The 14,232-nt window shown below is 64.7% G+C and carries 18 protein-coding genes; 11 read left to right on the top strand and 7 right to left on the bottom strand.

Annotation, left to right across the window (positions count from 1 at the left end; translation table 11 throughout):
• Positions 1 to 2: 2 nt before the first annotated feature.
• A complete protein-coding gene (pspAB, locus tag ACNSN4_RS08635; RefSeq protein WP_418285413.1) occupies positions 3 to 608 on the bottom strand; it encodes a PspA-associated protein PspAB in 606 nt (201 codons plus the stop codon).
• 93 nt (positions 609 to 701) lie between these two features.
• A complete protein-coding gene (locus tag ACNSN4_RS08630) occupies positions 702 to 1,616 on the bottom strand; it encodes an MBL fold metallo-hydrolase (RefSeq protein WP_418285412.1) in 915 nt (304 codons plus the stop codon).
• Between the two features lie 126 nt (positions 1,617 to 1,742).
• Between ACNSN4_RS08630 and ACNSN4_RS08625 the strand changes: the two genes are divergently transcribed.
• Both ACNSN4_RS08625 and ACNSN4_RS08620 read left to right on the top strand, forming a co-directional pair.
• Positions 1,743 to 2,711, top strand: a complete 969-nt coding sequence (locus ACNSN4_RS08625; RefSeq protein WP_418285411.1) for an NAD(P)H-binding protein — start codon at positions 1,743 to 1,745, stop codon at positions 2,709 to 2,711.
• Positions 2,708 to 3,376, top strand: a complete 669-nt coding sequence (locus ACNSN4_RS08620) for a DUF7530 family protein (RefSeq protein ID WP_418285410.1) — start codon at positions 2,708 to 2,710, stop codon at positions 3,374 to 3,376. The genes ACNSN4_RS08625 and ACNSN4_RS08620 overlap by 4 nt, the downstream gene beginning before the upstream one ends.
• 59 nt (positions 3,377 to 3,435) lie before the next feature.
• Here ACNSN4_RS08620 and ACNSN4_RS08615 read toward each other — a convergent pair whose 3' ends face one another.
• On the bottom strand, positions 3,436 to 3,603 hold the full coding sequence (locus ACNSN4_RS08615; protein WP_418285551.1) for a DUF5786 family protein: 168 nt from the start codon (positions 3,601 to 3,603) through the stop codon (positions 3,436 to 3,438).
• Positions 3,604 to 3,736: 133 nt separating this feature from the next.
• Between ACNSN4_RS08615 and ACNSN4_RS08610 the strand changes: the two genes are divergently transcribed.
• Positions 3,737 to 4,786, top strand: coding sequence for a DUF5784 family protein (locus ACNSN4_RS08610; protein ID WP_418285409.1), 1,050 nt, complete (start codon positions 3,737 to 3,739; stop codon positions 4,784 to 4,786).
• Positions 4,787 to 4,899: 113 nt separating this feature from the next.
• Here the strand turns inward: ACNSN4_RS08610 and ACNSN4_RS08605 are convergent, their stop codons facing one another.
• The gene (locus tag ACNSN4_RS08605) at positions 4,900 to 5,184 is read right to left on the bottom strand and encodes a DUF5789 family protein (RefSeq protein WP_418285550.1); all 285 of its coding nucleotides are present in this window, start codon (positions 5,182 to 5,184) and stop codon (positions 4,900 to 4,902) included.
• 215 nt (positions 5,185 to 5,399) lie between these two features.
• Here ACNSN4_RS08605 and ACNSN4_RS08600 point away from each other — a divergent pair, with 215 nt between their 5' ends.
• The 5 genes from ACNSN4_RS08600 to ACNSN4_RS08580 all read left to right on the top strand — a co-directional run bounded on the left by ACNSN4_RS08600 (position 5,400) and on the right by ACNSN4_RS08580 (position 8,193).
• Complete coding sequence (locus ACNSN4_RS08600) at positions 5,400 to 6,206, top strand: PHP domain-containing protein (RefSeq protein ID WP_418285408.1); 807 nt, start codon at positions 5,400 to 5,402, stop codon at positions 6,204 to 6,206.
• Positions 6,207 to 6,305: 99 nt separating this feature from the next.
• Positions 6,306 to 6,470, top strand: a complete 165-nt coding sequence (locus ACNSN4_RS08595) for a DUF6757 family protein (protein ID WP_418285407.1) — start codon at positions 6,306 to 6,308, stop codon at positions 6,468 to 6,470.
• A gap of 85 nt (positions 6,471 to 6,555) precedes the next feature.
• The gene (hemB, locus tag ACNSN4_RS08590; RefSeq protein WP_418285406.1) at positions 6,556 to 7,536 is read left to right on the top strand and encodes a porphobilinogen synthase; all 981 of its coding nucleotides are present in this window, start codon (positions 6,556 to 6,558) and stop codon (positions 7,534 to 7,536) included.
• An 88-nt stretch (positions 7,537 to 7,624) separates the two neighbouring features.
• Positions 7,625 to 7,966 (top strand): hypothetical protein, encoded by a 342-nt coding sequence (locus tag ACNSN4_RS08585; RefSeq protein WP_418285405.1) that lies wholly within the window; start codon positions 7,625 to 7,627, stop codon positions 7,964 to 7,966.
• On the top strand, positions 7,963 to 8,193 hold the full coding sequence (locus ACNSN4_RS08580; protein WP_418285404.1) for a hypothetical protein: 231 nt from the start codon (positions 7,963 to 7,965) through the stop codon (positions 8,191 to 8,193). The genes ACNSN4_RS08585 and ACNSN4_RS08580 overlap by 4 nt, the downstream gene beginning before the upstream one ends.
• Before the next feature lie 20 nt (positions 8,194 to 8,213).
• On the opposite strand, the gene ACNSN4_RS08575 is transcribed toward ACNSN4_RS08580, so the two are convergent.
• Entirely contained in the window at positions 8,214 to 8,453 is a 240-nt protein-coding gene (locus ACNSN4_RS08575) for a ferredoxin (RefSeq protein ID WP_418285403.1), read from the bottom strand.
• A gap of 84 nt (positions 8,454 to 8,537) precedes the next feature.
• On the opposite strand from ACNSN4_RS08575, the gene ACNSN4_RS08570 reads away from it, so the two are divergent.
• Both ACNSN4_RS08570 and ACNSN4_RS08565 read left to right on the top strand, forming a co-directional pair.
• Complete coding sequence (locus tag ACNSN4_RS08570) at positions 8,538 to 8,792, top strand: DUF7967 family protein (protein WP_418285402.1); 255 nt, start codon at positions 8,538 to 8,540, stop codon at positions 8,790 to 8,792.
• A gap of 148 nt (positions 8,793 to 8,940) precedes the next feature.
• Entirely contained in the window at positions 8,941 to 11,649 is a 2,709-nt protein-coding gene (locus ACNSN4_RS08565; protein ID WP_418285401.1) for a valine--tRNA ligase, read from the top strand.
• Between the two features lie 77 nt (positions 11,650 to 11,726).
• Here ACNSN4_RS08565 and ACNSN4_RS08560 read toward each other — a convergent pair whose 3' ends face one another.
• Together ACNSN4_RS08560 and ACNSN4_RS08555 are read right to left on the bottom strand one after the other, a co-directional pair.
• A complete protein-coding gene (locus tag ACNSN4_RS08560) occupies positions 11,727 to 12,782 on the bottom strand; it encodes a quinone-dependent dihydroorotate dehydrogenase (protein WP_418285400.1) in 1,056 nt (351 codons plus the stop codon).
• 255 nt (positions 12,783 to 13,037) lie between these two features.
• Positions 13,038 to 13,241, bottom strand: coding sequence for an AbrB/MazE/SpoVT family DNA-binding domain-containing protein (locus ACNSN4_RS08555; RefSeq protein WP_008001971.1), 204 nt, complete (start codon positions 13,239 to 13,241; stop codon positions 13,038 to 13,040).
• A gap of 293 nt (positions 13,242 to 13,534) precedes the next feature.
• On the opposite strand from ACNSN4_RS08555, the gene ACNSN4_RS08550 reads away from it, so the two are divergent.
• Positions 13,535 to 13,864: a non-histone chromosomal MC1 family protein gene (locus ACNSN4_RS08550; RefSeq protein WP_418285399.1), complete on the top strand. Its 330-nt coding sequence runs from the start codon at positions 13,535 to 13,537 to the stop codon at positions 13,862 to 13,864.
• Positions 13,865 to 14,232: the final 368 nt, after the last annotated feature.

Genomic DNA, 14,232 nt, shown 5'->3' with positions numbered 1-14,232 from the left:
ACTCACTCCCACGGGTGGTCTCCGGGCGTGTCCGGCCACAGCGGGTACCAGTAGGACTCGTCGTCCTCGATACCGAGTTCCCCGTCGAGCACCGACTGGAGTTTGAACTCGACCCGCTGATTCCGGTCGCTCGTCCCCTTCGGTGCGAACGGGTAGTACGCCCCGCGGCGGAACGAGTAGATCCAGTAGGCGTCGCCGTCGGACCCTTCGAAGCCGAAGACGGCGGCGAGCAGCCGCGACCCGAACCCCTCCTCGATGAACTGGTCGGCGGCGAAGTGGATACTCGTCACGAGGTCTTCGGGGTCGTCGTCTTCGAGTACGAACCACTGATAGCCGTGAGCGTCCTCGTGGCGGTGAAACCCGGTTCCGGTGTCGACTTCGCCCGCCTCGAGGATCGCTTCGACGGTCTCGACCGCCTCGTCGAACTGCGTGCTGTCGACGCCGGAGAAACAGAGCGCGGCCTCTCCGCAGTTGTCGTATCCGAGCTCCGCCTCCATCGTCATGTACGCGGTCGACATCCCGAAGAGGTCCTCGGGGTCGGCGTCGCGGGTCGCGTCCGTCTCGGCGCTCGTCCCGAGCACGGCGCGGATCGTATCGAAAATGCCCATGTTGCTAGACTCTACGCCCGGCGGGGTTTAGGGCGTTCCTTTCGACGACCTCAGCTCTCGATTCGTCCCAGCGGCGATCTGACCGTCTCGATTTCACTCCTCGCCGCCGATCCAATCGAGATACGCCAGTACGCCGCGCACGTTGAGGCTCGTGTTCGCGCGCGCGCGCTCGGAATTCCAGTAGTCGATGTCCCGACTCGCCTTCTCGAAGTGTTCGACGACCGCGTCGTCATCGTTCAACTCGGCGCGCTTCTGCCGGATCGCCTCGACCCACTCGACGTACCCCCGCTTCGCCTCGCCGGCGATTTCGGGCTCGTATCGCCGCGGCCCGAAGTGTCCGAAACAGAGGACGTTCGGGTCGAGATCCTCGATCTGTCGGATGTCGTCGAGACACTGTTCGAGATCGAACTGCGGCGGCGGCGTCGTCGGTTCGACGGTGTCGACTTCGGGAATGTAGATCCCGGCCGCGTCCGCGGTGAACACGACACCGGCATCGGGCTCGTGGTAGATCGCATGGTGCGGCGCGTGTCCGGGCGCCTCGTGGACGATCAGCTCTCTGTCGCCCAGATCGATGCGGTCTCCTTCGGCGAGTCCCTCGATTCGGTCTTCGGGAACCGGTTTCGGCTCGGCGTAGTACTCCCACTGCTCTTCGACCGCGGACTTGGTTCCGGCGACGAGCGCTCCGGGATCGACGAGGTGTCTGACGCCTTGCTCGGGAACACGGACGGCCGCGTTCGGGTACCGTTCGGCGAGATATCCGGTTCCTCCCGCGTGATCGAGGTGGGCGTGGGTCGGGAGTATCCACGCCAACTCCTCCCGACCGATACCGATCTCGTCAAGCGTCTCGAACAGGGCGTCTCGGTTCGCACCCGTACCAGTATCGATCACGATCGGTCGATCGGTGTCATACACGTACACGGCCCCGTACTCGTCGGTGTCGAACATCCCGGTGTCGTGGACGTACAGGTCTTCAACGCCATGAACCGATTCGAACTCCCCAGCGTGCATGGCGCAACCACGCGGCCGGACCATCTTTTAACGATCGGTCGCGGCGAGCGATCCGCTTGGTGCGACGTCGAAAGACACTGGTCTGCGGTGGCAGGGGCTTATACGCTCGCCGCTCCAGTAATTGATATGCGCGTGCTCGTCACCGGTGCCACCGGATTCGTCGGGGGACGGCTCGTTCCGGCGCTGCTCGACCGCGGCCACGAGGTGGTCGCACTCGTCCGCGACGCGGGCGGCTACGACGCGCCCGACGGCGTCCGTGTGGTCGAAGGAGACTTGTTAGAGCCAGACACGCTTCCACCGGCGTTCGAAATCGACGGAGACACCGTCGACGCCGCCTACTACCTCGTTCACTCGATGGACGGGGGACCGGGATATGAGGAACGCGACCGGAACTGTGCCCAGAACTTCACCGACGCGGCGTCCACCGCCGGCGTTGACCGCGTGATCTACCTCGGCGGTCTCGGCGAGGACCGCGAGAACCTCTCCGAACACCTCCGGTCTCGTCGCGAGGTCGAACGGATCCTCGGCGACGGCGATCCGACGCTCACGACGCTTCGAGCCGCGATCATCATCGGCGCGGGAAGCGCGAGTTTCGAGGTCGTCTACGGCCTCGCGAGTCGACTTCCGGTGATGACGACGCCGAAGTGGGTCGACACGCTCTGCCAGCCGATCGCGGTCGACGACGTCGTCGCGTACCTCGCAGGGGTCCTCGATATCCCGGAGACTGCGGGGGAAACCTTCGAGATCGGCGGGCCGGAGGTGTTGACGTACGCCGAGATCCTCCGCCAAACCCGTCGTCAACTCGGGCACGGGCTGTGGATCATTCGAGTGCCGGTGTTGAGCCCTGAGCTGTCCGCGAAGTGGCTCCGACTCGTCACCGACGTGAACCCCTATCTCGCTCGATCGCTGGTCGAGGGACTCCGGAACACCGTCATCGTCGAAGACGACCGAATACGTGAGTTCGTGCCGATCGACCAAACGCCGTTCGAGGTGGCGGTCGCGCGGGCGATAGACGAGCCGGATCGCTCAGGCTCTACGGCCCAATCGGATCGGTCCGATCCCGCAGCCGACCGGACCGAGGGGCCGCGATCGTGAGTCGTAACTACGGCGAGACGTGGGTGTACGAGAGCCTCGTCGGCGGGATTCCCGGCCTCGGGATCTCTCGAACGCTCGCGGTCGCGTTGCAGTTCGCCCTGTTCCAAGCAGGTGTACTGATTTTGGGGTGGTACTACGGACTCTGGAACGCCGTGATCGCCGGGACGGTCGCCGTCGTCGTGGCCGCGGTCGGCAGCGTGGAGATGCACCGTCTCGGCGCCGGGAACCGTCGCCTCTCGACGCCGCCCGAGCACAAGCGGCTCCTGTTCGGGTCGAGCATCGAGATCGTGTTGGGCGTGCTCGCCTTTATCGCCTTACTGACCTACCTGATCGCGTGGGACGGAACGCTTCTCGACCGGCTGTTCGGGTCGAACCCTCCGCTTCCAGTCGTCTATCTCACCCTGCTGATCCTCTGGGATCTCACCTACCGGATCGGCACGTCGTGGTGGAGCGCCGTCGTCGCCCTCTGGCGCGCGGTGAACGTCGACCTCTCTCCGGCGGAGGCGTCACAAGTCAGGCGGCTGGACGCGGAGAATATCGGTTTCTCAGTGCTGCAGCTCGCCCTCGTTCCCTTCCTTCTCGAAGAACCCGTTCTCCTCGGGGCCGTGGTCGGTCACGTTCTCGCCGTCGCGATCGTCTGTACGGCGGCGATTCTGCTCTCTTGAGTTGCGGCTCGGCCATGGCGAACTCAGCAATCAGTAGAAACGCGTCGTTCGAACCGGCGTCACTCGCCCTGTAGCTCTTGGAACTTGTCGAGGAGTGCCTCCGCGGAGTCGCCGGAGTCGTACGTGAGCGAGCCGGAATACTCCGGTCTCACGGCGTCGAAGTCGGCGTCGACTTCGCTGTTCTTTTTCTCACGACGCTCGTGTTCAGCTTCGTCATAGGCACCCATTGACATGGTACGTACTCACTTAGAAACTATCCATAATATATGTGTCGGTGAAATATACTCTGGCTGAAACAAAATATCGGTTTGGACGTCCAGCCACCGGAACCACTTAGACTCGGGGAGTGATAGCAACGCCGTGGCACAACCGCTCCGATTCAGACGAGCACCCGGTCGCTGGAGCGCCGACCGTGTTCGTTCACAGCTCGAACGACCGCTCGACGAGAATCTCGGAGCGACCGCCGGCGACCCGTGGTTTAGCGCGCCCCCCGGCTTCGAAGCTCGCCGGTTCGATATGGACGACGGCTCGTTCGCGCTGTTCTGTTGGATCGACGACGATCCCGACCCGCCTTCGGGCACCGGTGACGGGCCGGCGGGGTACTGGATCGGTAACACGGAGACGCCGAGCGCGCTCTGGCGGACGGACAAGTACGGGTTCGACGAGGTGGCGTATCCGCTTTCCCGGTGGGTTCAGCGCGAGCTGCTCGCCGGACTCCACGACGACGAGCCGTGGCTCGCGGCGTTTCCGCACGTCTCGTGGTTCTTCCTTCCCGTGTTCTGCTCGAAGGACGGCGCGGAGACGACCCGGACGTTCTTCCGCGATCACGCCGCGGGGTTCCCCGACGCGACTCGAGAGGAGGGAGCCGGGTTCGTCGAGGAGACGCTCCGTCCGGGAACGCTCGACGACTACCGCGAGACGATGGCGGGGAAGCTCGGCACGTCGGCGTCGATGGACCTGGTGCGCATGAGCGCGACGATCGCGGAGTTCACCGCGGCCCGGATCCTCACAAATGCGGGCTACGAGGTGGTCCCGGAAATCGAGGTGACGACAGGCCACTCGCTCGATTACCGCGCCAGCGACCCGGACACCGGCGAGGCGTGGCTCGTGGAAGTGACCCGTCCGCAACCGGTCTCCGGTCGCTCCGCGAGCGACCCCGTTGCCGCAGTCCGCGACACGGCGGAGACGAAGACGAGCGGCCAGTTGGAAGCGCACGGCGGCGGCGTCACCCTGTTCGTCGACTGCAGTTCGTTCCCCGCGACGGACTGGGCCGCGGTGTGTGACGCCGCTCCCGGGGTTCGACACAAACCCGCCGTCGTCCTCCGCGCGCGCCCGAATGGACACATCGAGGGCTACCGGAAAGGGGCCGTACCGCTCGACTTGTCACGGGCGATCGACTGGGTCTCGTAGGATCGACTCCGGCTCTGCCTGATTTCGGACAGAATGAACGACGAGCGGAGCCGCTCTCACTGGTGGCAGGTCGAAAAAACGAGCCAGCTGTATCCGCTTCGGCGACCCGCCGGTCAGAACGAGACCGGAGCTGGACCGTCCTCGGCGCCGGTCGTCGGGTCGCGGTCCGAGTAGAATCGCCGACCGATCCCGCGGTGGCAGACGCCGGCCCGGAGCGTGGTAAACACGGCTTCCGGGTCGTCGAACGTCTGCTCACCGAATCGCTCCAGCACGTCTCCGAGACGCTCGGAGCCGTCGGCGAGCTCTACGGTCGCGTTTCCGTGGGCCGCGATCAGTTCTTCCGAGGTCGTCGGATATTGGTGCCGTTCGAGTCGGTCGTCGACGCCGTTCAAGCGCATCATCTACAGCGAGCGGCTCATGGTTCTTAATGATTTTCCATGCACAACCTTAGTCGAGATGTACTCCTTGTACTCCCTTATATGACTCTCGTTCACACGCACTCTGTCTGACCGGCGATCGATATCTTCGTCGAACGCTCACGCCCGTCGAACGCTCATCCCCGTCGAACGCCCTTGACCGCCGCCGCTTAGTGCGCGGTCGTCGAACGACGCGCATGGCCACGGATCGACTCGTCGCAGACCTCCACGCGCACACGACTGCCTCTGACGGAACGATGACCCTCGCGGAGGTCCCCGCGGCCGCCCACCGCGCCGACCTCGACTGGGTCGCGGTCACCGATCACGACCGGATCCACCCGGGCCTTTCGGCTCCGGTCGTCGTTCGGGACGGAATCCGGATCGTTCGGGGGATCGAGCTGCGGGTCGACGCCGGTTTCGAGCGCCTCGACTTGCTCGGTTACGCCGTCGAACGAACCGACGGCCTCGACGCGGAGATCGACCGGCTTCAGACGGACCGCGAGCGACGCGGCGCGGCGATTCTCGACCGCGTCGAGGACCGGTTGGGAGTCGACCTCGGCGTCGACCCTCGGCCGGGGCTCGGTCGGCCGCACATCGCCCGTGCGATCGACGACTCGTCGGCGCCGTACGACTACGCGGACGCGTTCGAGGAGCTAATCGGCGACGACGGGCCCTGTTACGTCGCCCGCGAGGTGACCGGGCTGGAGCGCGGCGCCGAACTGCTTCGGGAGGCCTGCGCGATCGTCGGACTCGCACATCCGTTCCGCTACGAGAACGTCGACGCCGCGCTCGACGTCGCCCGTGAACTGGACGCGATCGAACGGTTCTACCCCTACGGTCGTCGGGTCGACGACGCGCGCGTTGAGACCCTCGCTACCGACGCGGACCTCCTCCGTACCGGCGGATCGGACGCACACGGACGCGACCTCGGCGAGGCGGGGCTGACCGCGGAAGCGTTTGCCCCGGTTCGAGAGCGACTTCCGGCCCCGGCCGACACCGCGTGATTGGTGGCCATCCGGACGTGAGACCGGTCGGCTCCGGTCGACCGTGAACCTTCTCGATCGACGAACAAGGTTAAGCCCGGCGCCGATAGAGTGGCTACTATGCGGTGTCATTACTGCGCGCGGGAGGCCACGTACGAGGCCGAGCAGAGCGGCGTGGTCGTCGGCCTCTGTGAAACGCATTTTAAACGACGCGTCGAGGAGCTCGCGGAATCCGACGAGCTCGCCTCGCTTCGCGACCGGATCGACATCGAATCGTCGGAGTAGTCCTTCTCTGTAGCCCGTTCGGCCGTCTCCCGCGAAGCGACGCCGGTGACGAATCATAAAAGACGCCCCGGAGCCAACTGGTCGTATGCACCCGACCCATCGGCCCCGTCGACTCCGCACCGACGGCGTCCGTCCGCTCGTCAGCGAGACCGACGTGTCGGCGTCTGACCTCGTAGCGCCGGTCTTCGTCGACGCCACGACCGACGAGCGCGTGCCGATCGAGACGATGCCCGGCCACGAGCGCGTCCCCGTCGATCAGGCCGTCGAGCGAGTCGAGGAGATCCGCGAGACGGGCGTCGAAGGGGTCATTCTCTTCGGTATCCCCGAGTCGAAAGACCCCGAGGGCACCCGCGCGTACGCGAAGGACGGTGTCGTCCAGCGTGCGATCCGAGCGATCGCGGCCGACACCGACGCCTACGTGATCGGCGACGTCTGTCTCTGTGAGTACACCTCGCACGGCCACTGCGGGATCGTCGAAGAGCGAGCCGAGACGGACCCGACGCTTACGGTCAAAAACGACGAGACGTTGGAGCTACTGGCCGATATCGCCGTCTCGCAGGCGGACGCGGGCGCGGACATGGTGGCCCCCTCTGCGATGACGGACGGACAGGTCCGCGCTATCCGCGAGGCGCTCGACGACGCGGGCCACGAATCGGTGGCGCTGATGAGCTACGCCGCGAAGTACGAGTCCGCCTTCTACGGCCCGTTCCGCGACGCGGCCGACGGCGCGCCCGCGTTCGGCGACCGCCGGCACTACCAGATGGACCCCGCGAACCGCCGGGAAGCCCTCCGTGAGGCGCGAATGGACGCCCAGGAGGGCGCGGACGTGCTGATGGTCAAGCCCGGACTCCCGTACCTCGACGTCATCGCCGACCTCCGTACCGAGTTCGACCACCCGATCGCCGCGTACAACGTCTCGGGCGAGTACGCGATGTTGCACGCGGCCGCCGAGAAGGAGTGGCTCGACCTGGAGGCGACTGCCTACGAGTCGCTGCTGTCGCTCAAGCGCGCAGGCGCGGACCTGATCATCACGTACTTCGCTGAGGACATCGCGGATCGGCTGTAGACGAGGGTCGCGCTACCTTCACTCGATTTGATACCCGGGTGAATCTTATATACCCCCCGTGCCGTACCGATCGCTAACGGGGTCAATCATGCTAACGTATCTCTCAATCGGCGGGGCGTTCCTCCTCCTCTGTGTCATCGGTGGAACCGGATTTTACGTCGGCGCTCGACACGTTGCGGAACTGAGCGGCATTGTCAGAAACCCCGATCGACCGAACTGGGCACAGGAGCCGGTCGACGCGTTCAACCGCGTCGTCGGGCGACCGACATCGCGGGACCCGGCCGCGGCGCTGTACGAGGCTGAGGAGACGGCAGACGAGGGTGGCGATACGGCAGACGAAGCTGACGATACGGTAAACGGGACTGCCGCGCCCCTCGACAGCGGTGAGACGCCCGCCGCGTCTGCCGACAGCGAGGAGGCGGACCGATGATCTTGGAACCGTGGGTCGGCCTGTTCATGGTGTACTTCGCTGGCCACGTCTTCGCGCTCGGTTTCTTCCTCGGTACGCGGTACGTCACGTCCATCTCGGACCCGGAGCCGAGCTGGTGGCGTCCCGCGTGGCTCCAAGACGCGATCGACGCGTACGAGACGAGTCACCGTCGACCGCTGTCGGCCGACGAACTGACCGCGTGCGACTGGGACGAGCGGGATCACTGATCCGCTCTTGTTTTCGGCGCTCACACCACCTGTTCGCCGTCCTCGTACACCTCGATGGCGTCGACCGGGCAGACTCGGGCCGCGAACTTCGCGTCTAGCTCTTCTCCCTCGGGAACCTCGACCACGAACACGTCCGCTGACTCCTCCTCGCCGTTCACGAGGTCGGCTTTGCCGTCGTTCATATCCTTCTCGAACCCGTCCCACTCGGCGACGCACTGGTACATCCCGATGCAGGTGTCGCGGTCGAATTTCACTCGCATGCCTCCGCTTCGGCGACCCGGTACAAAGCGGTGACGACGACGACGACCGTCCTTTTTAAGCGTTTCAGGGTCGAATCTCCGCCCATGACCACAGTCTGGCTCGTCGATCGAGAGTTCGACTCGAAGGGGCTCGTTCGGCTCACGTACGCCACGGAAGACGGCGAACGAATGCACACGAAGGAGCTGGCCGAACAGCGACTCGTCACGGGCGACGGGATTACGGCCGGTCGCGACGTCGACGAGGACGCGCTCGGTGAAAGCCCGACGGAGGAGATCGACCGGTTCGCGACGGAGGCCTCGCGCATGGCCGCCGAACACGACCTCGACGACGTGGTATAAGCGACGGTGACGACGGGGTGTACGTGAGCTCGACGGACGGAGATGGCTGAACGCGTCGCTTTCGCCGGCCGTCGCGACCGCGGTTCGATCCCGGAAGCTCCGCACAACCGAGGCCGTTAAGGGGGAACCGGCGGAACGTGAGCGTGAAATGCCCAGTGGTGAGTACGACCCTGACACCGCCGAGCCCCGTTGGCAGCGGCGATGGGTCGACGAGGAGACGTACGCGTATCCCGACGACCCGGTCGATCCGAACACCGCGTTCTCCATCGATACTCCGCCGCCGACCGTATCCGGGAGCCTCCACATGGGCCACCTGTACGGGTTCACCCTGCAGGACTTCGTCGCCCGCTTCGAGCGTATGCACGGCGGAACCACGTTCTTCCCGTTCGGCTACGACGACAACGGCATCGCCTCCGAGCGGCTGACCGAAGACGAACTCGACATCCGCCATCAGGACTTCGAGCGCCGCGAGTTCCAGAAGAAGTGCCGCGAGGTCTGTGCCGAGTACGAAGCGCAGTTCACCGAGAACGTCCAATCGCTCGGCGTCTCGGTCGACTGGGACCACACATACCAGACCATCGAGCCCCGCGTCCAGCGGATCTCTCAGCTCTCGTTCGTCGATCTGTACGACCAGGGCCGCGAGTACCGCGAGAAGGCTCCCGCAATCTGGTGTCCCGAGTGCGAGACCGCCATCTCGCAGGTCGAGACCGAGGACGACGAGCAGGACAGCCACTTCCACGACATCGCCTTCGACGTCGTCGACGGCGGGGCGTCGAAGGCGCCCCGAGAAGACGGCGAAGCCGTCGCAGACGACGAGTTCGTCATCTCGACGACGCGCCCGGAGCTGCTCCCGGCCTGCGTCGCCGTGTTCGTCCATCCCGACGACGAGGAGAACCAGTATCTCGTCGGCGAGTCCGCCGAGGTCCCGCTGTTCGGCCACGAGGTCCCGATCATCGCGGACGAGCGCGTCGACATGGAGACGGGCTCCGGGATCGTGATGTGCTGTACGTTCGGCGACCAGAACGACATCGAGTGGTACCAGGTCCACGACCTCGACCTCCGCGTCGCCATCGACGAGTCCGGCCACATGACCGACCTCGCCGAGTCGTACGAGGGCATGCACTCCTCAGAGGCCGGGGAGGCCATCGTCGAGGACCTCGACGACTCCGGCGCGCTCCTCGACCGCCGCGCAATCTCCCACACCGTCAACGTCCACGAGCGCTGCGGGACGAGCGTCGAGTTCCTCGTCACCAAACAGTGGTACGTCGAGATGCTCGATAAGACGGACGAGTACCTCGACATCGGTCGCGAGATGACGTGGTCCCCCGAGAAGATGTTCACCCGGTACGAACACTGGGTCGAGGGCCTCCAGTGGGACTGGCTCATCTCTCGACAGCGCTCCTCGGGGATCCCGTTCCCCGTCTGGTACTGCGAGGACTGCGGCGAGGTCATCGTCGCCGACAAAGCCGATCTCCCCGTGGATCCGCTCTCCGACGATCCGCCGGTCGACGCCTGCCCGACGTGCGGCCACGACGAGTTCGAACCCGAAGACGACGTCCTCGACACCTGGGCCACCTCCAGTCTGACCCCGCTCATCAACGCCGGCTGGGACTGGGACGAGGAGGCCGAGGAGTTCACCATGGAGCGCCCGGAGCTGTACCGGTTCGACCTCCGCCCGCAGGGCCACGACATCATCAGCTTCTGGCTGTTCCACACGCTCGTCAAGTGCTACGAGCACACCGGCGAGGTCCCGTTCCACGAGACGATGATCAACGGGCACGTCCTCGACGAGAACCGCGAGAAGATGTCCAAGTCGGTCGGCAACGTCGTCGAACCAGAGGTGGTGCTCGAGGAGTTCCCGGTCGACGCCACGCGGTACTGGGCCGCTGGCACCGCGGTCGGCGACGACTTCCCCTTCAAAGAGAAGGACCTGCGCGCGGGCGAGAAACTGATCCGAAAGCTGTGGAACGCCTCCAAGCTCGTCGAGTCGCTCGCGCCCGAGCCGTTCCCGGAGCCCCCTGACGACGAGGACCTCCGCGAGCTCGACCGGTGGTTGTTGGCCGAACTCGACCGCGAGATCGAGCGCCTCACGACGCAGTTCGAGGAACGCGAGTTCTCGAAAGCCCGCGACGGGCTCCGGAGCTTCTTCTGGAACACGTTCTGTGACGACTACCTCGAAATCGTGAAACAGCGCGACGACGACGCCGCAGCGTACACGCTCCGGACGGTCCACCGCCGCTTCCTGAAGCTGTTCGCTCCGCTGCTCTCGCACGTCACCGAAGAGCTGTGGCACGACATGTACGCCGACGCGCTCGACGCTGGCAGCGCTCCGATCGAGGACGAGGGGGGGCCGACGGGAGACGCCAGCGACTCCGTCCACCTCGCCGATTGGCCCGAGCCGCTCGGGCTCGACGCGGATCACGACGCGGGTGCGGCCGCCACGGCCGTGGTCGGCGTCCTTCGACAGTATAAGAGTCGCAACCAGCTCCCGCTAAACGCCGAACTCGACGCGGTCGAAGTGTACGCGGACGTCCGGGGCTTCGAAGACGACATCACCGGCGTGATGCACGTCGGGGACCTCACGGTTCACGCCGACAGCGACGCGCCGGTCGAGACCGTGATCACCGGGATAGACCTCGATTACGCCACCGTCGGGCCGAAGTACGGAGACCAAGTCGGTGAGATCGAGGCCGCGCTTGCCCGGGACGAGTACGAGATCGACGGCGACGAGCTCCGCGTTGCGAACGTCACCCTCGTCGATGACGAGTTCTCGATCGAAGCGGAGCGGCAGTATCAGGGCGACGGCGAGCTACTGGAGGCCGACGACGTCGTCGTTATCGTCCGTAACGAGGCGTAGGCGGCGGTTTACGTCCCGCGTCCCGCGTCCCGCGTCTCGCGTCTCGAACCCCCTCTCTCGTCTCTCGTCTCAGTTGATCACAGATCGGCGCCGACGGCCTCACCGATCGAGTCGAAGCCGTCTCGGTCGAGCAGGCTGAGGAGGCCCTCGTTGATGTCGTGGGCGATCGTCGGCCCCTCGTACACGAGTCCGGTGTATAGCTGGACGAGCGAGGCGCCCGCTCGTATCTTCTGGTACGCGCCTGCGGCGTCCGAGACGCCACCGACTCCGATCACCGGGACATCGGTCCGTTCGGCGACGAACCGAACCCGACCGGTGGCCATGTCTTCGATCGGCTTCCCCGAGAGTCCGCCTCGCTCCGCCTGCTGGGGACTCCGAAGCGACCTCGGGCGCGATGTCGTGGTGTTCGTCGCGATGACGCCGTCGAGGTCGAGGTCGTCGACGACGCCGAGTGCGTCCTCCACCGCCGGCTTCGGGAGGTCGGGAGAGAGCTTCACCAACAGCGGGTCCGCGCCCGCGTCCGCGAGCGCGCCGAGTATCTCCTCTAACGCTTCGCGGTCCTGGAGCTCGCGGAGCCCGGGTGTGTTCGGACTGGAGACGTTGACGACGAAGTAATCGCCCGCGTCCGCGACTCGTTCGTAGGTGTACAGGTAGTCGTCTGGCGCTTCCGCGAGCGGTGTCGACTTCGACTTCCCGATATTGATACCGACGGGAACGTCCGGCAGCGGCTCACGGTCGAGGCGCTCGCCGACGATGTCCGCGCCCTCGTTGTTGAACCCCATCCGGTTGATGAGTGCTTCGTCTTCACGGAGGCGGAACAGTCGCGGTCGAGGGTTTCCGGGTTGCTTCTCCGCCGTGACTCCGCCCACCTCGACGTGCCCGAAGCCGAGCGCTGTGAGTGCGCGCGGGATCTCCGCGTTCTTGTCGAACCCTGCAGCGACTCCGACGGGGTTCGGAAACGCGTTACCGAACGCATCGACGGCCAGTCGATCGTCGGCGACCGTGTAGCGACCGCGAACGCGATCCATCACCGGGGTCCCCTGCGTCGCGCGTAGTAGCCGATGGGTGATGCCGTGTGCGGTTTCCGGCGGAAGCCCGAACACTGCTGGCTTCAACAGATCGTAGACGCCCATTTGGTTCGACCTCGTCGCGAATGCCAATGAATCCGCCGACACCTGTCGCCGCGCTCGCGCTGATGCCCCGCTACACGGGCGGCGGGCGCCAGTGTCCGGGCTCGCGCGGATGCGCACGCACACAGATACGCTCACCCGTGTCACATACGCTCGCCCGTCTCACGTACTCGCGAAGCGGTATATCTCCCGGACAGAGAAAACGTCTCCCGTAGATGGAAACTCTGACAGAACGGTATCATTCAGCAGCGGAGGCCGTCAGAAGTCGTGTTCGAGCTGTTCGGGGTCGGAGTCTGCCTTCTGGATGATTATTTTCCCGTCGCGGACCCGGACGAACACCTCGTCGCCGATCTCCATGCCGGCGACGGCGAGTTCGTCTTCGTGGAGGTTCACGTGGACGTTGTGGTACTCCCCGTCATCGTCCTTGGCGCCACTTGGGCTGAGCTTCTTTTTACGGACCATCGCGGTTGTACTGGTCGCATTTCGCCATAGCAGACACATAAGTGTTGTTTACCAATCCAGCCTCTTGCGTCGTCGACCCGCCCTTCGCGGGACGGCGACACGCCGCCGAGGACCTTCCACTACCCATCCGTTTCGACACCCACCAACCGCTGTGACAGATCGAGCTCGGTCGATTGGTAGCGCAAAACGCAAGCACGAGCCGAGTTAATATATAAAGCTTTTGCTGAACAGCTTTCATTTCCCCGATATATTTATTACAGACTGTGTGTTGATTTCGCATGGAGTACTAAACCATGGTACGTGAAGACGGTAAGCGAAATTTCGCCCTTCGAGAGGAAGACGGATCGGAACCGAGTGAGTTCTCCGGCAACATGCCTCGACAGGCCGCGCTCAAGGCGGCCCGGACGCTTGAGCCGGCACCCTCGGAAGCGGAGGCGGAGCGGATCACGCTCCGGCTCCGAGAGAAAGGGACGAAGAAAGTCCACGAGTACGAGGGGTGGGCGTGGAAAGATAGCGCTCCCGAAGTCGATGACGCCGAAGACGACTTCTGGCTCAACGATCTCGACGACATCACCAAGGCGAACGTCTCGAAGCAGGGCATCGAGTACATCGACGACGAGTAGCCTCGGTAGCTATCCACAATTTTCGAGCTGATCTGCGTCCGTAGCTGTGAGTGTGTTCACATATCCTCGCCATGAAACCGCATGACGTAGCGTCGATGGTTCGACGGGGTTAAATACAACCCGGGCATCGTGACTAATGCGAAGAACGCATCCGCGAACTCGGGCCGTTCAACTCGGCCCGGTTTCGCTGGGTCTGAAACGCTTCGATGGGTTTATACCCATTCGAGGGGTACAGTAAGATCCGCGAAGATGAGGATTTCGCCCCCTGCGCTCCGGCGTAAGAGGAAATCTGATGTGAGCCGTGGTAGTTCGGTGTCATCCAGGTCGCTGGGTGAACTGGACACCACATAGACCATGCAATGGTGTTT

It is taken from the genome of Halorubrum marinum, from assembly GCF_048381195.1.
Lineage (GTDB): Archaea > Halobacteriota > Halobacteria > Halobacteriales > Haloferacaceae > Halorubrum.
This window is presented reverse-complemented; position numbering and strand designations above follow the sequence as displayed.